We start from the raw sequence: 22,510 nt of genomic DNA, 5'->3' as shown, positions 1-22,510 counted from the left end.
ACCAAGCGGGCCTACGGATTCCACACGCCAGAAGCGCTGATAGCGATGGCCGAACTCACCCGCGGCGGCGCCTGCCCCGAACTGCCCTGGCCGTAACCCACCCACAAGAACGTCAGGAGATCCGGCCAGAACACGTTTATCGGCGATCCGAGCACGCACCCGTTGCAGCAGGGCACTGTGATCGATCTCGTCGAAACACGCTGTGATATCGGCTTCAAACACCCACTCGTACCCGAGACGTGTGTGAAAACGAATATCGGCGATCGCGTCCTGCGCGCGACGCTTCGGCCGAAATCCATACGACGACGCCGAAAAATCGGCCTCGAAGATGGGTTCCAGCACCAACTTCAACGACGCCTGCACCACCCGGTCAGCGATCGTGGGAATACCCAGACCGCGTTGCTTACCACCGGGTTTCGGAAGCATCACCTGCCGCACGGGGACCGGACGAAACTCCCGCGCCTTCAGCTGAGTGCGCAGGTCCTCCAGAAATCCGGCCACACCCATCTCGGATGCCTCGACCGAGCGCACGCTGCGACGATCGATCCCACCAGTCTTGGCGCCCTTGTTCTCCTTGACCCGTGTCCACGCCTCCACGAGGAAACACGGATCGGCCACGAGGTTGAACAGATCCTCAAACCGACGACCAGGATCGGCCGCCGCCCAATGATGCAACTTCGTCTGCATCCTCAGTACCCGCTGCCCACTCATATACGGGCGGGCCAGCGCGGCGCCGATATTCACCAGCGCATCTTCTGCCATGACAGTCCTTCCGTTGCCGACCTACTGCGGCCCTTCCCCCTGTGACCGGCTTTCCCGGTCTCCGAGTACTACGACCGCTCCGCCCCCACCCCAACGGCATTGGTGGACAGTGCACCTACCCGTCGACGTCACTGGCCGTGACGCGTCCGGGACCGCCAGGAGGGTTCCCATGTTCACAATGTTTCCGATCGACGAGGGAGGTGCCCAGCTCTACCCCGATGGCCCCGGATGGGTACGCCACAGACAATTCCCCACCGGCTACCACCGACCACGGCAGTGATCGGCAGCGGACGCAACAACAGAAAGAAGTCGTTGACGCGCACCACAAGTCCCGACCGATATCCGCCAGATTTCAGTCGGTTCCACCTAACGAGGCGTCTCACACTGGTTCCTCACGTACACCTTCTCGTCTCGCTCGCCGGACCCGCACCATCTGGCAGTACTAACACGTCCCGGCTTTGTCAGGGCTGCTTACCACCCCGCCCCACACACTTCCACGGGAACAGGGCTGCCCTCAGCTTCCTCAAGCCTCTGTGACGACCCGAGATCGGAGGTCTCTCACCCCCATTCGGTAACACCGCGCCTCATGGCGCACCTTTCTTTGGTGGTCCGGGGTACACAACGGCATCAGGTTGAATTCCACGGTCCAGCCACCGGTGATCGGATCCTGGTGCACGAATTTCACCAGGTGATCGATCTGGCATTCACTGGCCGGGCGGCCGCAATGCGGGTACCGGCAGGTGCCATCCAACTCGATGATCTTCTCCCGCAACCATGCCGGTATCCGATACGTCAACGCACCCGATGGTGGGAGCAGATGTCCGCCGTGTCCGGTGGGGTCGATCGGTGCCGCGGGGAACGGATCGTCGAGGCGACGCCACGCCGCGGGTATCCGATCGAGTGAGGTGGCGGTGTTGATGGTGGGGATGTCCAGGGTGGGAAACTCGCTGACGGTGACCAGCTGTCCCGAGCTGATCAGCGATCGGGCGTGGGAGTTGTCAATCACGCCGAAGTACTCCAACCGGGCCTCCCGCTGCCCGGACGGGTCGGTGATCAACGACAGCGACAACTGCGAATCGGTGTCGGGTTGTTCCTCTTCGGTATCCGTTGCCGTACAGTCGGCGTCGTCGTTGGTGATCGTCTCGGGATCGACGGTCGTCTCGGGTTCGGTGATCTCGTCGGGCTCACCATGATCGGCGTCCGCATCGTCGGCGACATCGATAGACAGATCAGTCCCGTCGTTGTCGGGGTCGATGTCGAGGTCGGTCAGGCCAGTTGGCTCTTCCGGCAAGGGGATCGCCCGCGAGCAGTCGCCCCGCCCGCACTCACACGACAGGTGTGCGCCGGGTAGTCCTTGGATTTCGGCGAATGCCGCGACCTGTACCTGACCCTGACGACGCGGGTCACGTGGGCAGATCCGTTCGCTGATCATCTTCGCGATCCGCGCCGCCAGATGGGCACCCATTTCTCCCGGGGCGTAGACGGAGATGCTGCAGTGCCCGTTGGTGTCTCGGCGGACCCGCACATTCTGGTCACGTGCGGCAGCTTCCTCGCGACGGTCCGCGGCGCCGTCGGGATCCAGGGCGATCACCATCTCGACGACCTGATCCCGCAATGTCTTATCAGCCTGATTACGTTCGGCCAGTTGCAGCGCACGGGTTTCGGCGAACGCACGCACATCGTCGTCGGACAGGACGACGATCTCGTCGGCGATGATGCGGATACGTTCCAGGGAGTGGTCACCGTCCAGGAACGCCGCGGTGACCGTCGGGAGCGTTGAGAGTAGGAAGCTGAGCGTCATCCACGCGGTGGCTTGCGGCACCGACACTCCGAGGGTGGTGGATACCTTGCCGGTGGCGGACTTGTCGACGGCGCCGGTGGTGTGCACGTTGGTCTGATGGCCCGAGAGCAGCATCTCGTCGTACACGGCGTGCCCGATCCGCGCCGCCGACAAGGGTAAGTCCCCTGGAGTGGTGGGGTTTCGGGCCTGACGTCAGCCACGGCAGGACGCCCTGTTGCGGCGTGTCGTGACGGCTGGAGGTGGGCCATCGCGTAGTGGTCAATGAGTTACCTACCAAAGTGACTCACAGTAAGGACACACACGCGATGACCCACGACCATTCTGCCCTGCTCGCCCAGCTTGATGCACTCACCTCTGCCGATTCCGGCGCGGTGTTCGCCGAACTGGTGCGCGCCGGCCTGCAAGCTCTGATCGAGGCCGAGGCCACCGAGAAGATCGGCGCCGGCCGTTACGAGCGTTCCGCGGAACGATCCACCCACCGCAACGGCCACCGCTCCAAGACGGTGTCCACCCCAGCCGGCGATGTGTCGGTGAAGATCCCCAAACTGCGCTCAGGATCGTTCTTCCCGGTCCTGCTCGAACGCCGCCGCCGCATCGACAAGGCCCTGCACGCGGTGATCATGGAGGCCTACGTGCACGGCGTGTCGACCCGATCGGTCGATGACCTGGTCAAAGCGCTCGGCGTGGACACCGGGATCTCCAAGTCGGAGGTGTCACGCATCTGCGGTGACCTCGATGTGGAGATCAAGCGGTTCCGGGAACGCTCATTGACGCACACGACGTTCCCGTACGTGTTCGCTGATGCGACCTACTGCAAGGTCCGCGTCGGGGCGCACGTGGTCTCTGGAGGCCCTCGTGGTGGCCACCGGGGTGTCGATGGACGGTTCCCGGGAGGTGCTCGGTACCGCGGTCGGCGACTCGGAGTCGTTCGAGTTCTGGCGCGAGTTCTTCGCCTCGCTCAAAGCGCGTGGCCTCTCCGGTGTCGAGTTGGTCACCTCCGACGCTCACGCAGGTTTGAAAGCTGCTGTGGCTCAACAGTTCACAAACGCTGCGTGGCAACGATGCCGGGTGCATTTCATGCGGAACCTGCACGGGGCGGTCTCGGCGAAACAGGCGCCGGTGGTGACCGCGGCGGTCAAGACGATCTTCGCGCACACCGAACCCGAGGACATCCACGCCCAGTGGGACCAGGTCGCCGACACCCTCGAGGCGTCGTTTCCGAAGGTGGCGGCGATGATGCGTGATGCGAAGCCAGATGTGTTGGCGTTCACCGCGTTTCCCAAGGCGCACTGGCAGAAGATCTGGTCCAATAATCCGATCGAGCGTCTCAATAAGGAGATCAAGCGCAGAGCTGATGTCGTGGAGATCTTCCCCAACCCGGCCGCGTTCCTGCGGTTGGCCACAGCGGTGGTGATCGAGGCCCACGACGAATGGCAAGTCACCCGCCGCTACCTCTCCGATGTGTCCATGCTCGAACTCAAGAAGGTGATCACCGCCAAACGACACGCCACCGCAGCGCTGGACCAATCCCACCAAAGCGCTTAGCATTCACCATGACTCGTTGATCACTACGCGTGAGTCCACGCCGATCCAAGTCCACCACTCCACGGGGCACTATCGCCGACAACACCTTCCGAGCAATCACCTGCCGCTCTTGGCGTTGCAGGGAACGGGCCAGAGCGGTGGCCGCCTCGACGGGAAGGTGATCGATCATGGCCGCGTCGTCGGCGGTCATCGACAGTTGCGGGACCTGATTGGTCTGAATCATTGTGTCGGCCATGGTGTTCACCCCCTCTGCTCGGTCGGTCCAACTGAACTGAGTCAAGTGTAGCGACGACCACCGACAAGTTTCTTCGGCGCGGAATCGGTTGGGGATGAACGATGTCAGTGTCGTCCGACCTGTGTTCGGTTGGCGGTGGACCGATTTCGCTGTTGGGTTGCGGAGGTGGCCTCGATACACCGACTCGCAAGCTCGTCGGCACTCGGCCAGCGGGGGTGGCCTCGACCTCGACAAGCTCGGCCCGGCGGATACGCGACGAGCTCGCTTCGCTCGCGCGGCGCACTCCACCAGCGGGAGGAGGTGCCTCGGTCCTCCGTTTCGACGGAGCTCAACGCGGCGGCTATCGCTCCAGACCGGCTCAGCGACCCCGACCGCGGGACTGCTGCTTGGCCCGCTCGTGCACCAGACGCAGACCTTCGAGGGTGAGGTGCGGGTGTTGCACAGTGAGAGTGCGGCATTCGTCGAACATCAGCGGAGCGAGGAAGCCGGTGGCCACCACGGCGACGTCGTCGCCGTCGAATCCCGGCACGGTGGATCGGACGCGCTCCACCAATCCGTCGATCTGGCCGGCGAAGCCGAACAGGATGCCCGACTGCAGTGCCTCGACGGTGTTCTTGCCGAGCACACTCCGCGGTGGCATCAGTTCGACCTTGCGGACCGTCACCGTGTGCTCACTCAACGCCTCGACGCCCAGGTTCACCCCGGGAGCGATGGCGCCGCCGAGGAACTCGCCCTTGACCGAGACGGCGTCGACGACGGTGGCGGTTCCGCAGGCCACGACGATCGCCGGTCCGCCGTAGATGTGGTGGGCGGCAAGGCAGTTGGCGACCCGATCGGTGCCGACCTCCTTGGGATTGTCCACCAGCAGTGGAACACCGGTCCGCACACCGGGTTCCAGGATCACGTTGTGCGGATTGTCGAAGTACCGGGCGACCATCACGCGCAGTTCCCGCAGCAGCGATGGCACGATCGACAGCGCCGACACACTGGTGACCTGCTCGATGTCCGCACCCAACAGACCCTTGATCAGCAACGCCAATTCGTCTGCGGTGCGGTCGGGTTCGGTGTGCAGGCGCCAATCGTTCACCAGCGTGGCGTGAGCACCGGTCCCGGCGAACACCCCGATGTGCGTATTGGTGTTGCCGACGTCAATGGTGAGAAGCATACGAGGCGAGAGTCGTCAGGCGTTGGCGTCGACGAGCACGTCGGCATGGCGCGGATCGCGCAGCCCCGAGCCCTCGGGTGCGCGAGCCGGATCGGTGCCCGACTCCAGCACACGATTCGCCTCGTCGACGAAGACGACGTGCGGAGCGTACTCGGCGATCTCGGCCTCGTTGAGGATGCCGTAGGCGATGATGATCACCAGGTCGCCGGGGTGCACGAGATGCGCTGCGGCACCATTGATGCCGATCACACCGGACCCACGCTCACCGGCGATCGCATAGGTCTCCAGGCGTGCGCCATTGGTGATGTCGACGATGGTGACCTGTTCTCCCTCGAGGAGATCGGCGGCATCGAGAAGGTCGGCGTCGATGGTGACCGAACCGACGTAGTGCAGGTCGGCCTGAGTGACGGTGGCGCGGTGGATCTTCGAGGTCATCATGGTGCGGAGCATGTGCGGGTCCTCTGTTCGGTACTTCAGTTCGGATCGGTACTTCAGTGCGGATCGGTGGGATGGCAGAAAGTCGGTGGTCTCATTCGGATCTGGCCTCGCGTTCCTCCAGGCTCAGGCCGATCGCGACGCCGACATTGTCGATGAGGCGGGCCGGGCCGAGCCGAGCCGCGACCAGCAATCGCCCGTGTCCCTTCGCCGGCGGATCTTCCAGAGACCGGCCCCGAAGGGCGAGATAGTCGAGTTCGATCTCCGGTACCGCAGCCAGAACCGATTGCGCCGCAGCGAGAATGGCGTCACCGCCGCCCGGTGCGGCGTGCGATCCGGCGGTCAACGCCGCCGACAGCGCGGTGGCCAGTGCCCGCTGCTCCTCGGAGAGATACCGGTTGCGGGAACTCAGGGCGAGCCCGTCGGGTTCACGGACGGTGGGAACCCCGACGATCTCGACGTCCATGTTGAGGTCGTCGACCATCTGCGAGATCAGCACCAACTGCTGGTAGTCCTTCTCCCCGAAGTACGCGGCGTGCGGTGCGGCGATGTGCAGCAGCTTGTTCACCACGGTCAGCATTCCGGCGAAATGTCCTGGGCGCGACGCACCGTCGAGGATGTCACCGGCGGGACCGGGATGGATCATGGTGCGACGTCCCTGCGGGTACATCCCTGCGACGGTGGGGGCGAACACCAACTCGACGCCGAGCGGCTTCAGCAGGGCGAGGTCGGCGTCGAAGGTGCGCGGGTAGGCGTCGAGATCCTCACCCTCGCCGAACTGCAAGGGATTGACGAAGATCGAGACGATGACGATCGTGTTGCCGCGACTCTTCGCGGCCCGCACCAACTCCAGGTGGCCGGCGTGCAGGGCACCCATCGTCGGCACCAGCGCCACCCGCTTACCGGACCCACGCAGCGCCTTGCTGACTCGCTGCAGGTCGACCGGATCACGGTGCACCGTCAGCGTTCCGGGTGTGTAGAGGTTCGCCTCGCCGGCGATCACATGACTGGTCATCGGGACTCCAGAACGTCGAAAACCGCAGGCGGCGCATCGGATTGGTGAGCGGCCCGACGCGCCAGCATGCGGTAGGACTCGGCAATCGAATCGGTCTCCGCTCCCCCGGGCAATGCGCGCAACGCGGCCAGATGGGCAGCCACCGCCGCTGCGTCACCGCGCGCCACCGGACCGGTCAGGGCACTGGGACCGAGGTCGAGCACGTTCTGCAGCGATGCGGTCACCAGTGGGCCGAGGATGCGTTCGGCCAGGCGGACCGGATCACCGTCTACCGTGGCGGTCGGATGTCCGACGCCGCCCGGCCCGGCGATGGCGTGATTGAGCGCCGTAACCGCATCGGAGATCAGTGCGATCAGATGGTTGGCGCCGTGCGCGAGGGCTGCGTGATACAGCGTGCGGTCGGCTTCGGCGATCCGCACCGGCTCACCACCCATCTCCAGGACGAGCGCCGACGCGATGGCCTCGCCGACCTCGTCGGCGGCGGTGATACCGAAGCATGCGCGGGCCAGGCGGGCGGTGTCGTCGTCGGTACCGACGAAGGTCATCGCGGGATGGATGGCCAACGGCATCGCACCCCGCCGGGTGAGCGGTTCCAGGATGCCGACACCCTGCGCACCGGCGGTGTGGGCGATCAGCGTGCCCGGACGCAAGCTGCCGGACGCGGCAATATCTGCGATCACCGATTCCAGCTGGGCGTCGGGGACGGCGACGAGGAGCAGTTCGGAACGTGCGAGGACACCGTCGAGGTCGAGGATCGCCGATTCCGGGAGACGTGCCTGCGCCCGACGACGCGACTGCGGGGAACGGGCGAGGACCGCACCGACGACGTGACCGGCACGTTCGAGCGCCGCACCGAGCGCGGTACCGACGCGCCCGGAGCCGATGATGCCGACCGTCAGACGGGCCGGCGTTGGGAGATTGGCGATGCCGGGGAATCCCGACGCAGGATCTGCGGGGACACCGGAACGCGCCGCGTAGGCGTCATCATCCGATGAGGTCACCACTGTCCTCCAGGTCGTTCCAGTCCCGTGGGCTGCCGAGAGATTCCGCATCGATGTCGTCGCGGAACGCACCCGGCCGGGTACCAGACGTTGCAGAGCAAGGTTAGGCCGTCAGGTCGACACGGATCCAATACGTGTGATCGGGCTCACCGAATCACAGACACCGTTCAGCCGCGACGGCGCCGGCATCGATCAGTCGCGACGGCGACGCATCGATCAGTCGCGACGGCGACGGCGACCCGACCCGCCCTCGGTCTCCCGCAACTGGCGCAGCAACTCCGACACCGGAAGCCCGTTGGAGTGCGCATTGTCGAAGTCGTCGGCAGCGGCTTCGGCGGCCACCGGCTGCTCCACCTCATCCTCCCGGCGGCGACGACGCCCACCGGTGAACCCGGCTGCGGCACCGACCGTCTCATGCCGTCCACCACCGAGGAAGGGAACCGGACCACCGGTCGGCTGGGCCGGTGCGGTCGGCTCGGCCTGAGCGGCCTGCGTCGCCCACTCATCGGTGGGCGTTTCGTCGACGTAGGCCGAGACCGGTACGGCGGCGGGTGACTCTTCGTCGGCCGACGGGGCCTCCCCGACCCCCGGGCCACCGGCCACACCACCGTCGTCGACGACGTCGGCGATCTCCGCGTCCGCCGCGTCGGCGGTCTCGACGTCGGTCACCTCGTCGGTTTCGGCGAGCACGGACGCATACTCGGTCTCGTACACCGACTCGTAGGGCGCCTCGGCCCCGTAGGGACGCGACAGCGGATCGTCGGTGACGACCGGGATGACCTCGGTCATCTCGTTCGGATCGGCGGTGGGCCCGATGTGGCGACCGTCGGCGGCCGACGGTGCGGTCTGCGCGAAGTCGCGGGCGGCAAGAACCCCGTCGTCGTGGGCGTAGGCCTCGGGAGAGTCGTACTGACCGCCGTAAGGATGCGGATCGAGTCCGTGACCACCGAGGCCCGAGGCCAGCTCACGCAGCTTCTCGTTGGGCAACGCCACCTGATCATCGGGCAGCGACTCGCCGAGCAGTCGCTCCAGACTCGATCGCAGCGACACGACCTGCTCCTTGAGTGCGGCCAGCTCTGCACCCGATTCGGCCGCCACCTCGCGGCGGATCGTCGACTCGACGTCGAGCTCGTACTGCCGGCGCGCGGCGATCTCCCGCTCCAACTGCAGTTCGTAGACCAGGCGGAGATCGCGACTCTTGGCCTCTGCGGTCTCGGCCTGCTTGCGGAACCGGGTGACAAGGATCGCACCGATCACCGCGGCCCACAGCGCCGCGATCACCGCGAGCGAGCCGGTGATCGAGAGGTTGTCGGTGAAGATCATCAGGATGCTGGCCGCGAGGGCAAGGACGATGAGCAGACCCAGCAGCCACTGGCCGACGGAGCGGCCCGTGCGCCGAGTGTCCGAGGAACGGCCGGAGGTGGTCGTCATATCAGTGCAACTTACCCGTTGATCTCTGTGTTATCTCCCAAGCCCGGCGGAGAGTCACGAATCGCGGGTTTGGTAGGGCGCGGCCCCGGGTACCCCGAGGTGCCGCAGATAACGCGCCGGGTCGGCCGGGAAATCGCGGGTCATGCGTACCGGTAGACGCCCCTCCGGTCGACATCGTCGCTCAGGCCGGACCGGGACTCGACCCGTTGATCGAGGAATCCTCCGGATCGTCGGGGGCCCGGCAGCAGTACTCCAGCCACAACGCGGCAACCGTCAGCAGCACCCCACCGATGAGGCCGACCACCGCGGCGGGCCGATCGTGCTCGGCCGCGGCGATGTCGTGCTGGGTCAGCAGGAACACCAGCACCCCGGCCCACAGACCGGTGGCGATGGCACCGAGGATCGCCGACGCCTTCGCCAGCGCGAGGACCCGGGCCGCGGTGAGCGGATGCAGTTGTCCGCGAGCACGTCCCACGTCGCGACCCTCCACCCGCGCGCGCACGATGAACCCCACCACCACCTCGATGACGGCGAGGATGTAGAGCACGATGCCGGTCAGCACCGGCAGCGGCGGCACGCTGGAGTAGTTGTAGCGGAACAGGATCCACGCGGTGACACCGACGATGAGGGCGACAACGACGAGGTCGAACGGCTTCGTCGGCCCCATCCGCTCTTTTTCGTCATCGCCGGGCGGCGGGGTGGGTGTGGTCATCGCGGCACCGCCCCGACACGACGCACACCCTCGCGGTCGGCGCCCGGCAGCCGGTCGACGAGATCGTCGACACGCTGCTCACCGCCATCGGTCCACAACGTCGCGTCGGGATCGATCTCGAGCCACGGCACGAGCACGAAGGCGCGCTGCGCGGCACGCGGATGCGGCAGGATCAGCGCCTCGTCGTCGCTGCGCACCACCCCCGCCGCATCACTGACGGTGATCACGTCGACGTCGAGTGTCCTTGGGCCCCAACGAACGTCACGAGTCCGATGTGCATGCTGCTCAAGCTCGGCACCATGGCGCAGCCAGTCGGCGGCACTCCGCTCCCCCTCGACGATGAGAGTGATGTTGAGGAAATCGGCCTGCTCGACACCACCCCACGGGGCGGTGGCGTACACGTCGGACACCGCCACCACATCGGCGCCGAACCCGTCGACCACCGACCGCAGATTCGCCATCGGATCACCGACGTTCGACCCGGCCGACAGGACCGCGCGGGTGTGGCTCATCGCTGCGACTTCCGGGAACGTCGGGTCACCACGGCGACGTCGTCGAAGGTCAGTGGGATCGGTGCGGACGGCTTGTGCACCACCACTTCCGCGGCGTGGATGCGTTCATCGCCCATGATGTCGTCGGCGATCTCGGCGCCGACGGTCTCGATCAGGTTCCGCGGGGTTCCGGCGACGACGTCGTGGGCACGTTGCGCCAACGCGCCGTAGTCGACGGTGTCGGCGAGATCGTCGGAAGCCGCGGCGATCCGCAACTCGAGCCACAGGGTGATGTCGATGATGAAGTCCTGGCCGTCGGACCGTTCATGGTCGAAGACGCCGTGATTTCCGCGCACCCGCAGTCCGCGCAACTCGATCCGGTCGGCCATCAGAGTCCTCCCTCGATACGCCCGGACCCGCCGTGTGCCCAGGCCGTCGCCACCGCCACGGCATCGCGACTGCTCGCCACGTCGTGCACCCGGACACCCCACGCACCGCCCGCGGCGGCCAGGGTACTGACCGCGGCGGTCGCGATGTCACGCCCGGCCGGCGGCCGATCGACGCCACCGCCGTCGGCGAGCAGGGCGCCGAGGAACCGTTTGCGGGACGCCCCGATGAGCACCGGGAACCCGAGTCCGACGAACGTCGGCAAGGCATGCAGCAGAGCCCAATTGTGGGTGGCGGTCTTGGCGAAGCCCAGACCGGGATCGAGGATGATGCGATCGGGATCGACGCCGGCGCTCACCGCGGCATCGACCTGCCCGAGCAGTTCACGACTCACCTCGGCCACCACGTCGTGATAGCCGCCGGTGTCGTCGACCCGATGGGTGAAGCGGCGTCCGGCGTCGGAATCCTCCCCGGCAGGACGCCAATGCATCAGAATCCACGGCAGACCCGAATCGGCCAGCACACGCGCCATGTCCGGATCGGCACGACCACCGGAGACGTCGTTGACGATCGCGGCGCCGGCCTCGATCGCGGCCGCCGCGACCGACGCACGCATGGTGTCGACGGACACGGTGACGCCGCCCTCGGCGAGTGCCGAGATCACCGGTGTGACCCGGGCGATCTCGATGCCGGGGTCGACGCGGATCGCGCCGGGGCGGGTCGATTCGCCGCCCACGTCGATGCAGTCGGCCCCGTCGTCGAGCAGGCGCCGCGCATGCGTGAGCGCGGCGTCGACATCGAGGTACCGGCCACCGTCGGAGAAGGAATCGGCGGTGACGTTGATGATGCCCATGATCTGCGTGCGGGCATCGGGATCGCCGGTCAACGTGTGATGAGGTCGAGCGCTTCGCCGCGTGAGACCGCGCTGGTCTTGAACAGGCCACGCACCGCCGACGTAGTGGTACGGGCACCGGGTTTGCGGATGCCGCGCATCGCCATGCACAGATGCTCGGCCTCGATCACCACGATCGCGCCCCGCGGTTTCAGCCGGGCCACCAACGCGTCGGCGATCTGACTGGTCAGTCGCTCCTGCACCTGCGGCCGCTTCGCGTAGAGGTCCACCAGCCGCGCCAACTTCGACAGGCCGGTCACCTCGCCGCTCTCACCCGGGATATAGCCGACGTGGGCGACCCCGTGGAACGACACCAGATGATGCTCACAGGTGGAGTACATCGGGATGTCCTTGACGAGCACCAACTCGTCGTGGTCCTCGTCGAAGGTCGTCGCGAGCACCGCCGACGGATCGGTGTACAACCCCGCGAACATCTCCCGATAGGCATTCGCCACACGAGTTGGCGTGCGCTGCAACCCTTCTCGGTCGGGATCCTCCCCGACCGCGATGAGCAGCTCGCGCACCGCCGCCTCCGCGCGCGCCTGATCGAAGTGACGTCCGGACATGACCGACGCCGGAGAATCCACGGAATCGTCACCGATCAGGGCAGCGACGTCCGGGTGGTGACCATTGCTGATCGTCATCGAGGTGACCCTTCAGGCGCCGTTGCCGTTCACACCATTGCCATGCTGACCGGTCCCATTCGGGCCGGGCCCATGCTGACCGTTCGCGCCGTTCGGGGCGGAGCCGCCGTTGACACCCGGCCCCTCCTCACGGGGCGGCCAGCCCGGCGCCGACCAGTCGCGCGGAGCGCCATAGTCGGGCCACGTGGCACCACCACCCGGCGGTGCGGCCGGCGGCGGCGGATAGCCACCCGGCTGCGACTGCTGCGGCGGGTAACCACCCTGCGGCGGATACGGATTCTGCTGCGGCGGATACGGATGCTGCTGCGCGGGCGGATACCCACCCGGAGCGGCCTGCGGCGGATACGCCGGTGCCGCACCCGCAGGCTGACCGAAACCGCCCGGCTGGCCACCGGCCGCACCGACCGGCTCCGGAACCTTCGCAGGCTCCGGCGGCGGCCACGGCTCACCGCGCTCGATGGCGAGCTCACCGGGAGTCTTCACCGGCGGCTTGTCACTCGGGGTGCGATCACCGAAATCGTTGAACGTCGTGATCCGCGGGCGCTTCTCGACCTGGCCGAAGATCTTCTCCAGATCCTTACGCGTCAACGTCTCCTTCTCGAGGAGTTCGCTGGCCAACACGTCAAGGGTGTCGCGATACTCCGACAGGATCGCCCACGCCTCGGTGTGCGCGGCCTCGATGAGACGACGCACCTCCTCGTCGATCTCATTCGCGACCTCGGCGGAGTAGTCGGTCTGATTGCCCATCGAACGACCCAGGAACGGATCGCCCTGCTCCTGGCCATACCGCACCGCACCCAGGCGGGCACTCATGCCGTACTCGGTGACCATCGCACGAGCGATCTTCGTCGCCTGATCGATATCCGACGACGCACCCGTCGTGGGCTCGTGGAAGACGAGTTCCTCGGCGGCACGACCACCCATCGCCATCACCAGCCGGGCGATCATCTCCGAGCGGGTCATCAGATCCTTGTCCTGCTCCGGCACCGCCAGGGCGTGACCACCGGTCCGACCACGCGCCAGGATCGTGACCTTGTAGATCGGATCGAGATCGGGCATCGCCCACGCGGCCAGGGTGTGACCACCCTCGTGGTAGGCGACGACCTTCTTCTCGTGCTCACTGATGATGCGGCTCTTACGACGCGGCCCACCGATCACCCGGTCGACGGCCTCCTCGAGCATCTCCGCGGTGATCGTCTGCTTGTTCTCACGCGCGGCCAGCAACGCGGCCTCGTTCACGACATTCGCCAGATCCGCACCCGACATACCCGGGGTGCGCTTGGCCAGACCGTCGAGATCGGCGTCGGCGTCGATCGGCTTGCCCTTGGCATGCACACGCAGAATCGCGCGACGACCCGCCATATCCGGATTGCCGACCGGGATCTGCCGGTCGAAACGGCCCGGACGCAACAACGCCGGATCCAGGATGTCGGGTCGGTTGGTGGCCGCGATCAGGATGATGCCCTGACGGTCACCGAAACCGTCCATCTCGACGAGCAGCTGGTTGAGGGTCTGCTCCCGCTCATCATGACCACCACCGAGTCCCGCACCACGCTGGCGACCCACGGCGTCGATCTCGTCGACGAAGATGATGCACGGGCTGTTGTTCTTCGCCTGCTCGAACAGATCACGCACACGCGAGGCACCGACACCGACGAACATCTCGACGAAATCCGAACCGGAGATCGTGAAGAACGGCACCCCGGCCTCACCGGCCACGGCCCGCGCCAGCAACGTCTTACCGGTACCGGGCGGGCCGTACAGCAACACACCCTTGGGGATCTTCGCGCCCAACGCCTGGTAGCGCGCCGGATTCTGCAGGAAATCCTTGATCTCGTACAGCTCCTCGACGGCCTCGTCGGCACCCGCCACATCGGCGAACGTGGTCTTCGGCATGTCCTTGGTGATCTGCTTGGCGCGCGACTTGCCGAAGCCCATCACGCCACCACGACCACCGCCCTGCATGCGGCTCATCACGAAGAAGAACAAACCGAACAACAAGACCATCGGCAGGATGAACAGCATGATCTGCCAGAACACCGACTGCTCGTTGACATTCGTCTGATACGGAGCGCCGGTGGCCTTGACGTCGTTGAAGATCTCTTCACTCGCCGCCGCCGGATACTTCGTGCTGATCTTGGTCAGCTCATCGTCACCGACCTTGACCGGCGTATCGGTCTCGATGCGGAGCTGCTGCTCACGATCATCGATCTGAATCGACTTGGTGTTCTTGACGTTGAGCTGCGTCAACGCGACCGAGGTGTCCACGGCCGTGTACTCGCGATCATTGTCACGCCACACGCTCCAGCCCCAGAAGGCGAGCACGATGACCGCCACGATGGCGAGGTTACGAAAGACTGTCTTGCGGTTCATGCGAATTGGTGGAGGGCCGGCGGGCCGGTGGAGACGGCGCCGTTCCCAATCGTCCTTCCCATCGATTCGAGAGCGCGGCGAACAGACCAGCAACCGCGCTCGTTGTGATAAGGCTACCGGTCAACGATCACGCAGGTGAAACCGTTCCCTGCTTTTGGCGATCGCTCCGCGATCGCGCGTGTGTGCGCCCACCTGCACCGCTCTTCGTCGTCAGCGACGCCGCTCGCTTCGCTCGCTGGTCGCCTCCTCCTGCATCGCGGCGCGGCGCACACACGGGTCGGTGAGCAGGAAGCATGGGCCATCCCAGCGTCTGGCCCCCCGCCGGTCGAGGTGCGAGGAGCCCCCCGGGCGACGAGCCTCGAGACCACCCGCACCGACGCTGCAACCCCACCCCGCCCCCGCCGCACCCGCTGGCCCACCCCCGCCGGTCGATGTCGGTCGATGTGCGAGGAGCCCCCCGGGCCTTGCGTTGAGCTCCGTCGAAACGACGAGCCTCGAGACCACCCGCACCGACGCTGCAACCCCACCCCACACCCCGCCGTAGGGTCATCGTCGTGAATCCCGACGAGCGCTACACCGCATCGGCCATCGTCATCTCCCATAAGGCGTTCGACAGGGATGATCCGATCCGCATCATCGGTTCGCTGATCGACGTCACTTATCGATTGTCGGCCGCATTCATCGGGTCCGACCAGGTCAATCCAGCCATCGCGAAACACATTGCCGTCGACTACTACGTCGGTCAGGTCCGCAACGGTGGACACGCGCAATTCCTGAGCAACGCCGCCGAACTCGACGACGACGTCATTGCCGATGCCCACGCGGGTCTCGTCGCCATCGGTCACACTGCCGCACTCGAAATCTGGGGCGACCTGATGACCGCGGACACGATCTCGTCACTGAAGTCACTCGACGACCGGCTCTACGCCATCGCCGACGACCTCGAGCGCGCCAACGTCGACCTCCTGTGCAACCGTCCCGAACTCCTCGTCCTCGACGATGCCGAGATCGACGACTACATCGCGGCCCGCAAACGGGCCACGGGTTACGACGCCAGGTCGGCGGCGATGAAGCGTGAGAATCCGTCGCCGGAGGCCGCCGCGATGTCACGATGCCGCGAGGTCGGAGTCGAATTCCAGGGAATCGAGAGCGAGCGCCCCATCACGATCGCGGGCGAATCGGGTGTCGAGTGCTTCTATCGCGTCGGCGGACGCCCCGACATCGGCGGCAGTCGCCGACTCGTCTGGTTCGAGAACGGTCGCGTCGAGCACAACTGAGTTCGGGGCAGTCTCGCTGAGGTGAGGTTCCAGCGTCGGTGCGGGCGGTCTCGAGGCTCGTCGCCCGCGGGGCTCCTCGCACCTCGACCGGCGGGAGCAAGGTTTGGGTGGTCTCGAGGCTCATCGTTTCGACGGAGCTCAACGCAAGGCCCGCGGGGCTCCTCGCACCTCGACCGGCGGGAGCAAGGTGTGGGTGGTCTCGAGGCTCGTCGTTTCGACGGAGCTCAACGCAAGGCCCTGGGGGCTACTCGCACCTCGACCAGCCGGAGTGAGGGTGCGGTCAGTGCTCGTACACGCTCGAGCGCAGCCGGCCGATGAACGGCAGGTCGCGGTACCGCTCGGCGTAATCGAGGCCGTAACCGACGACGAACTCGTTGGGGATGTCGAAGCCGACGTCGGCCACCGACACCGGTGAGCGCACCGCCTCCGGCTTCCGCAGCAGCGTGCACACCTCCAGCGACCGCGGGTTGCGCGTCGCGAGGTTCTTCATCAGCCACGACAACGTCAGGCCCGAGTCGATGATGTCCTCGACGATGAGGACGTCACGGCCCTCGATGTCGCGGTCGAGGTCCTTGAGGATGCGCACCACACCCGACGACGACGTCGACGACCCGTAGCTCGACACCGCCATGAACTCCATCTGCGATGGGATGGGTAGCGCGCGGGCGAAGTCGGTCATGAACATGATCGCGCCCTTGAGGACTCCGACGAGCACGAGATCCTGGTCGAGCTCGCGATACCGCGCGGCCACCGACTCGGCCAGCTCGGCGGTGCGCACCTTGATCTGCTCCTCGGTGATCAGCACCGCTTCGATGTCGTCGCCGTAGTGATGTTGGGTCTCGTTCGCCACGGACTCAAGCTTGACACGTCCGCGAGGCGGCGCAGCACGCACGGGCAGAATTCGCCCGCCGTCGACATCGACCATCGGCCCGTGATCGACCGACCTGCCGGCATGAGTGCGCGTCGTCGTACACCGCTTTGTCGGCACCGGCGTCACGGTGCGATCACAACACGCCACATCAGTCACGGCAGCGTTTATTCGTTAATTCTCACGGTCGTAGATCAAATATCCACAGGAAATTCCGGGTCATTCCCAACATTCCGCCCCGAGCCACCGCACCATTTGATTGCCGAAAAAAATGAATAACGGGACCACAAAACAGAGCCCGGTCGACCACCGCCGGGCGGATTCGACTCCGGGGCACCGGACCCGACACCATCGAAATGACCCACCATGTCGACCACCGCACCACCTCGACCTTCCGCCGCGTCTTACCGACAAGCCCGACCGTTCGGGATCCGACTGCGTCACCTCACCATTGCCGTGCCGTATTGCCTTGCACTGCTATCTTTTTCGGTGATCGCTCCGGCCTGTGCCGCCCCACCGAGAATCGTCGGCCACACCGTGTCGTTCGACGACACCTCGGTGTCACTCACCCTGACCGACGGGACGTTCCGGCACCGCGGCACCTCCCTGTCGATCGACGCCGACGCGACGCCGACGTCGACGTCGAGGTGTTCCGGATGCCGCTGGTTTATCGTCTCGACGATCGCCGATTCCCGATCGGCGCGCATGTCACCGATACCGCTGCAACCCTCATGCCCACAAATGATCTTGCGCATTCCGTCGCCGTCGATCCGAAGCAGGTGGCACCATTTCGGGCCGCCGCATGCAATCGGCTCCCGGCCGGTCCGACTGCCAACTAGGAACGTGACGATGCGGCACTGGCACGGTTCAACCAGACGGTCAGTGCCCGGCATGACGATCTCGACTCTCGTCGGGACCGTCATCGGCGCCGTTGGTGGGCGGAATCGCAGGAGGACTGCTCGCCGGGTCGACCGTCTGCATCCTCGGCGGCGGTGGCAGCCTGGTGGTCGCCGACTTCCGGTACATCGAGACGATCAACTCGCCGTTCCGTCGCACCTCAGCGACGTGGACTCTCCTGCACGACGATGGCGTCACCGCACCTGGCCGCGCTGCGTCGTACATCCGCATCCCCACCGATGGCGACGCCGCCCTGCCCATGCCAGTCGGTGATCAGCGCATCGATTCCGACGATCACCGGGGACGTCGGCTCGGTGGCACCGGCGTCGTGCAGCCACAACCGGATCACCCGCCGACGAATCGCCGGCACGGTCGCGGCCAGTGGCGCGATCAGTAGTTCCGGCGCCGGATCGGCGGCGCGGGCGGCCTCGCGGTACAGCGTGTCCGCAAAACCGTCGAGCGCATCGTTGTCCTCGCGCAGGGAACCGGCGGTGCGTGACAGCGCCTCCACCGCACCCCCGTGCAGCACGTCCTCGAGTAGCGGGATGACCTCGGACCGTAGACGCACGCGGGTGAACCTCGGGTCCCGGTTGTGCGGGTCGGAGTGCGGCGCCAATCCCCTTTCGGCGCAGGCCGCCAGGGTCTGGGCGCGGCGGATTCCGAGAAGGGGGCGGGCCCACGGCGCCGACCACGGGCGCATCCCGGCGATCGACCGGGCACCCGATCCGCGGGCCAGACCCAGCAGCACGGTCTCGGCCTGGTCATCCATGGTGTGTCCCAACAGGACGGGCAGCCCCTCCCGGGCATGCTCGAGCGCGTCGTAGCGGGCCGTACGGGCCGCGGCCTCCATCCCGCCGTCGTGCCCGACGCTGACCTCGATGACGTCGGCGCGGGCACCAAGCGCCGTCGCGGCGCGCGCGGCGGAGTCGGCGACGTGGGCCGATCCGCGTTGCAACCGATGGTCGACGATGAGCGCCCGCACGGCCAGGCCGCTGTCGAGGGCGGCGGCGGTCAGGGCGAGAGAGTCGGGGCCGCCGGACAATCCGACGCACACCTCGCGGGCACCGTCGAGGTGTGCGGCCGCGAAGTCCGCGACCGCACGTCTCAGAGCACCCGCGTGATCCACTTCGACGGCTCGTCGATCTCGTCTGGAAGCGGCATGGTCTCCGGCGAGGTCCAGATGGTGTTGAACCGCTCCATGCCGACCGTCGTCACCACCTCGTCGACGAAGGCCTTGCCCCGAATATATTGGGCCAGTTTGGCATCCATTCCGATGAGTGCACGGATGATGCGCTGCACCGGATTTCGCGGTCCGGTGCGGCGTTTGTCGAAGGCCGCCCGGATGGAGGCGACGGTGGGCACCTGTGCGGGCCCGACCGCATCCATCACATGGTCGGCGTGACCTTCGAGCAGGGTGCCGAGCATCAGCATCCGGTTGAACGCGTCGTACTGTTCGGGCGTCTGCAGCAGCTGCATCGCTCCGATGATCCCCTTCTCCCTGGGCTTTCCGCCCTTGAGTGCACCGGTGATCCGCGCGGCGACGTCGGCCACCGATTCCCCGGCATCGGAGGTCAGCACCTCGATGTTGTCCGACATATATTGGCGCAGCCAGGGGTTCGCGGAGAACTGGACCCGGTGGGTGACCTCGTGCAGACACACCCACAACCGGAAGTCGCTGGGGGACACCTTCAGTGACCGTTCCACCCCGACGATGTTGGGCAGCACCAGCATCAGCACGCCCGGATCGTCGGCGCCGGCCGGTCCCGGCGAGAACGGATCGTACTGGCCGAGGATCGCGGTGGACAGAAACGCGAGCAACCCCGATGCCTGCAGTCCGCCGATGCGGCCGGAAATGCCCGGCGACTCGTCGAGGGTCTCACCGTCGCCGGAGAGCATCGACCGCATCGACAGGGCCGCGGCGTCGATCCACTCGTCACGTTCGAGGACCCGCGCGGCCGGCACGGCCAGACCGTCGGCGAGTCCGGTGACCTCACGGACCGGACCCTCGGCGCGCGTGGCGGCGTCGGCGAGTTCGGCCCGCGCCGCGTCGCGTGTGTAGGTCGTCATCTTCGGTCCGGGTCGGGACAGTTTCTTGCCCACCCCCGCGGCCAGACCCCAGTCGATCTTGGCGCCGACCGGATCGAGCAACCCACTGCGGGCCGCGACCTCGTTCTCACTGCTCTGGCTCACCGACATCCGCACTCCCTCAAGTCGCCGGGGATGGCATCGAGTGCGGGCCGCGCATCGACCGGGGATGTTCCCCCCGACATCAACGCGAACGACAGCACCCGCCCATCGACGGTTTGAACTATCCCGGTCAACGAACTGACCCCGGTCAGTGTTCCGGTCTTGGCGCGCACCCATCCGGCGCCCGGATTGGTGCGCGGGTCGAAGCGGTCGGCCAGGGTTCCGGTCCCGGCGGCCACCGGCAGCCCGTCGAGCATCGGTCGCATCTTGATGTCCCGGTCCCGGGTGGTGCTCGACGCGTCGCCGTCCGACGCCGACGCGCCGGCCTCGGTGTCGCCGCTGGCCGCCGACATCACCTCGTCGAGCAGCGACGCGGGCACCTTGTTGCCGTAGGACAAGCCCGACGAATCGGTCAACGTCGCCCCGGAAACATCGAAACCGTTCTGCGACAAGGTCTTCAGCACGGCCTGCGCACCACCGGCCAGTGTCGCCGGCCCGCCCTGGGAGGTGGAGAGTTCGATGGACAATGCCTCGGCGAGTACGTTGTCGGAGAACCGGAGCATGTCGTTGACGCGGGTGACCAGCGGCGCCGACTGCACCGTCGCGATGGTCTGGGCACCGGCGGGTGCGCTCGCCTCGGTCACGTCGGTGGAGACGCCGAGCGCACTCGCCAGCGCCTTCCCGGCGGCGATGCCGGGTTGCTCCTCGCGCGGCGAATACTCGTCGAGCGGCTTGATCCGCGCGCCGTCGACCATCAGTGATTCCATCGGCGCGATGTCACCGCCGGCGATGTCGTCCCGAGACCAGGTGCGGTCCATGGTCGGGCCGGAATACGCGGACAGGTCCACCGCCACCGAGGTGACGTCGACGCCCGATTTGACGATCTGGTTGGCGAGGTCGGAGATCCGCGCCGGGTTGGTGTAGAAGGTGTCGGTACCGGGGGCCTGCGCGGTCAGCGTCGGATCGCCGGCGCCGCGCAGGATCACCTGTCCGTCGGGTCCGGCGAGCACGGTCGTGGTGACCCGTTGATCGTGCGGCAGGGCCAGCAGAGCGGCGGCCGCGGTGAGGACCTTCGCGTTCGAGGCCGGCGTCCGGGGCGTACTGGCACCTTCCGACCACAGCACGGCGCCGGTCAGCGAATCACTGATCTGCCCGGTCAACGTGCCCAGTTGAGGCGCCTTGACGGAGTCGGCGATCGCGGCGGTGACCCCCGCCGAGGTGGGTTCGGGCGCGGTGGCGGCGACCGGGTCGATCTGCGGGTCGGCCGCGATCGCCGCAGGTCGCGCCGGGATGCCGGCGGGCAGCGGATCGGGCTTGGTCAGCTGCAGGTAGGTGAATCCGGCGCCGACCGCAATCACCGCCACCAGCATGACCGAGAGCAGCGATCGAACGATCCAGCGGCGTCGTCGCGGTCCGCTCACGTCCGCCGCTGGAGTACTGTGCACCGCATGACCTCCGGGTCTCGACATTCTCTTGGTGGCGTCCTAACAGTATCGTTGAGGCGATTCGCGTAGCCGACTCCGCAGTTGGGGCGGCCGCCATCACCCCAACGACAGTGCCACGATCAAGGAGGACGCGTGGAATTCGATGTGACCATCGAGATCCCGAAGGGTAGCCGCAACAAGTACGAGGTCGATCACGAGACCGGCAAGATCTATCTCGATCGCTACCTGTACACGGCGTTCGGCTATCCCGCCGACTACGGCTACATCGACAACACGCTGGGCGACGACGGCGATCCGCTCGACGCGCTCGTGCTGCTCCCGGAGTCGGTGTACCCGGGCGTCATCGTCAAGGCCCGCGTCGTCGGCATGTACACCATGACCGACGAGGCCGGCGGCGACGACAAGCTCCTGTGCGTCCCGGCCAACGACATCCGCTGGAACCACATCCAGGACATCGGTGACGTCTCCGAGTACGAGACCAGCGCCATCTCGCACTTCTTCGAGCACTACAAGGATCTCGAGCCGGGCAAGGAGGTCACGCCGGGCGGATGGGTCGGCAAGGCCGAGGCCGAGAAGGTCGCCGAAGCGGCGATCGCACGCCTGGCCGAGCATCCCGGCGAGGCCAACGAGCCCTCACGCGGCTGACGCCATGTCGCTGACAGCGCTCTTTCTGACGTTGACAGCGCTCTGATTCTCGTTGACAGCGCTCTACATGACGCCGAGCGCGCCCGCGATCTGATCCGCGGGCGCGCTCGGCTGTTGTCTGGGCGCTGTCAGTGTGGTGGCGAGCGCTGTCAGTGTGGTGACGAGCGCTGTCAACGTTCAGGAGAGCGCTGTCCGTTGTATGCCAATCTGGGTGTGAGTCACTTCCGAGGAGGAGGTTCACAACATGAGTATTAGTGCTGGTTACACGATCGCTGAGATCACAGCCTATGTCCGGGAGTATC

General features: G+C 66.5%; 19 protein-coding genes and 2 pseudogenes. 4 read left to right on the top strand and 17 right to left on the bottom strand.

From position 1 onward, the window contains the following. Positions 1-147 precede the first annotated feature (147 nt). Positions 148-426, bottom strand: a pseudogene (locus ABLE92_RS26255) (reverse transcriptase domain-containing protein); the annotation flags it as partial. An 859-nt stretch (positions 427-1,285) separates the two neighbouring features. Beyond that, on the bottom strand, positions 1,286-2,716 hold the full coding sequence (locus tag ABLE92_RS25535) for an HNH endonuclease signature motif containing protein (RefSeq protein ID WP_348807616.1): 1,431 nt from the start codon (positions 2,714-2,716) through the stop codon (positions 1,286-1,288). Positions 2,717-2,868: 152 nt separating this feature from the next. Between ABLE92_RS25535 and ABLE92_RS25530 the strand changes: the two are divergent. Then, positions 2,869-4,108: pseudogene (locus tag ABLE92_RS25530) on the top strand (IS256 family transposase). A gap of 593 nt (positions 4,109-4,701) precedes the next feature. Here the strand turns inward: ABLE92_RS25530 and ABLE92_RS25525 are convergent. The 11 genes from ABLE92_RS25525 to ftsH all read right to left on the bottom strand — a co-directional run bounded on the left by ABLE92_RS25525 (position 4,702) and on the right by ftsH (position 14,889). Then, positions 4,702-5,508 carry a type III pantothenate kinase gene (locus tag ABLE92_RS25525; protein ID WP_348807615.1) on the bottom strand — a complete coding sequence of 269 codons (807 nt, stop codon included), beginning with the start codon at positions 5,506-5,508 and terminating at the stop codon, positions 4,702-4,704. A gap of 15 nt (positions 5,509-5,523) precedes the next feature. Next, complete coding sequence (gene panD, locus ABLE92_RS25520) at positions 5,524-5,958, bottom strand: aspartate 1-decarboxylase (protein WP_348807614.1); 435 nt, start codon at positions 5,956-5,958, stop codon at positions 5,524-5,526. A 79-nt stretch (positions 5,959-6,037) separates the two neighbouring features. Next, positions 6,038-6,958: a pantoate--beta-alanine ligase gene (panC, locus tag ABLE92_RS25515; protein WP_348807613.1), complete on the bottom strand. Its 921-nt coding sequence runs from the start codon at positions 6,956-6,958 to the stop codon at positions 6,038-6,040. Then, the gene (locus tag ABLE92_RS25510) at positions 6,955-7,959 is read right to left on the bottom strand and encodes a Rossmann-like and DUF2520 domain-containing protein (RefSeq protein ID WP_348807612.1); all 1,005 of its coding nucleotides are present in this window, start codon (positions 7,957-7,959) and stop codon (positions 6,955-6,957) included. The genes panC and ABLE92_RS25510 overlap by 4 nt, the downstream gene beginning before the upstream one ends. A 216-nt stretch (positions 7,960-8,175) precedes the next feature. Beyond that, positions 8,176-9,390: a DUF6779 domain-containing protein gene (locus ABLE92_RS25505; protein ID WP_348807611.1), complete on the bottom strand. Its 1,215-nt coding sequence runs from the start codon at positions 9,388-9,390 to the stop codon at positions 8,176-8,178. A gap of 181 nt (positions 9,391-9,571) precedes the next feature. Continuing rightward, positions 9,572-10,102 carry a DUF3180 domain-containing protein gene (locus tag ABLE92_RS25500; RefSeq protein ID WP_348807610.1) on the bottom strand — a complete coding sequence of 177 codons (531 nt, stop codon included), beginning with the start codon at positions 10,100-10,102 and terminating at the stop codon, positions 9,572-9,574. Further along, entirely contained in the window at positions 10,099-10,614 is a 516-nt protein-coding gene (gene folK / locus ABLE92_RS25495) for a 2-amino-4-hydroxy-6-hydroxymethyldihydropteridine diphosphokinase (RefSeq protein WP_348807609.1), read from the bottom strand. Before folK ends, ABLE92_RS25500 begins: the two co-directional genes overlap by 4 nt. Next, positions 10,611-10,982, bottom strand: coding sequence for a dihydroneopterin aldolase (gene folB / locus ABLE92_RS25490; RefSeq protein WP_348807608.1), 372 nt, complete (start codon positions 10,980-10,982; stop codon positions 10,611-10,613). The genes folK and folB overlap by 4 nt, the downstream gene beginning before the upstream one ends. Next, entirely contained in the window at positions 10,982-11,833 is an 852-nt protein-coding gene (folP, locus tag ABLE92_RS25485) for a dihydropteroate synthase (protein WP_348807619.1), read from the bottom strand. The genes folB and folP overlap by 1 nt, the downstream gene beginning before the upstream one ends. A 29-nt stretch (positions 11,834-11,862) precedes the next feature. After that, a complete protein-coding gene (gene folE, locus ABLE92_RS25480) occupies positions 11,863-12,438 on the bottom strand; it encodes a GTP cyclohydrolase I FolE (RefSeq protein WP_348807618.1) in 576 nt (191 codons plus the stop codon). Positions 12,439-12,528: 90 nt separating this feature from the next. Further along, positions 12,529-14,889: an ATP-dependent zinc metalloprotease FtsH gene (ftsH, locus tag ABLE92_RS25475; protein ID WP_348807607.1), complete on the bottom strand. Its 2,361-nt coding sequence runs from the start codon at positions 14,887-14,889 to the stop codon at positions 12,529-12,531. A 554-nt stretch (positions 14,890-15,443) separates the two neighbouring features. On the opposite strand from ftsH, the gene ABLE92_RS25470 reads away from it, so the two are divergent. Further along, entirely contained in the window at positions 15,444-16,166 is a 723-nt protein-coding gene (locus ABLE92_RS25470; protein WP_348807606.1) for a DMP19 family protein, read from the top strand. Between the two features lie 280 nt (positions 16,167-16,446). Here the strand turns inward: ABLE92_RS25470 and hpt are convergent, their stop codons facing one another. After that, a complete protein-coding gene (gene hpt, locus ABLE92_RS25465; RefSeq protein ID WP_348807605.1) occupies positions 16,447-17,016 on the bottom strand; it encodes a hypoxanthine phosphoribosyltransferase in 570 nt (189 codons plus the stop codon). A 374-nt stretch (positions 17,017-17,390) separates the two neighbouring features. Between hpt and ABLE92_RS26250 the strand changes: the two genes are divergently transcribed. Next, positions 17,391-17,873, top strand: a complete 483-nt coding sequence (locus tag ABLE92_RS26250) for a DUF8020 domain-containing protein (RefSeq protein WP_496560851.1) — start codon at positions 17,391-17,393, stop codon at positions 17,871-17,873. A 218-nt stretch (positions 17,874-18,091) separates the two neighbouring features. Here the strand turns inward: ABLE92_RS26250 and tilS are convergent, their stop codons facing one another. The 3 genes from tilS to dacB are packed head-to-tail and all read right to left on the bottom strand — an operon-like array spanning position 18,092 to position 21,488. Then, positions 18,092-19,057: a tRNA lysidine(34) synthetase TilS gene (tilS, locus tag ABLE92_RS25455; protein ID WP_348807603.1), complete on the bottom strand. Its 966-nt coding sequence runs from the start codon at positions 19,055-19,057 to the stop codon at positions 18,092-18,094. Further along, positions 19,036-20,127, bottom strand: coding sequence for a zinc-dependent metalloprotease (locus tag ABLE92_RS25450; protein ID WP_348807602.1), 1,092 nt, complete (start codon positions 20,125-20,127; stop codon positions 19,036-19,038). The genes tilS and ABLE92_RS25450 overlap by 22 nt, the downstream gene beginning before the upstream one ends. Then, the gene (dacB, locus tag ABLE92_RS25445; RefSeq protein WP_348807617.1) at positions 20,118-21,488 is read right to left on the bottom strand and encodes a D-alanyl-D-alanine carboxypeptidase/D-alanyl-D-alanine endopeptidase; all 1,371 of its coding nucleotides are present in this window, start codon (positions 21,486-21,488) and stop codon (positions 20,118-20,120) included. The genes ABLE92_RS25450 and dacB overlap by 10 nt, the downstream gene beginning before the upstream one ends. Before the next feature lie 207 nt (positions 21,489-21,695). Here dacB and ABLE92_RS25440 point away from each other — a divergent pair, with 207 nt between their 5' ends. Continuing rightward, positions 21,696-22,208 (top strand): inorganic diphosphatase, encoded by a 513-nt coding sequence (locus ABLE92_RS25440; protein ID WP_348807601.1) that lies wholly within the window; start codon positions 21,696-21,698, stop codon positions 22,206-22,208. Positions 22,209-22,510 lie beyond the last annotated feature (302 nt).

This window comes from Gordonia oleivorans (assembly GCF_040044975.1).
In the GTDB taxonomy this organism is placed as follows: Bacteria; Actinomycetota; Actinomycetes; order Mycobacteriales; family Mycobacteriaceae; genus Gordonia; species Gordonia oleivorans.
Note: the sequence above shows the minus strand (reverse complement) of the source record. Positions and strands in the feature narration are given on the sequence as shown.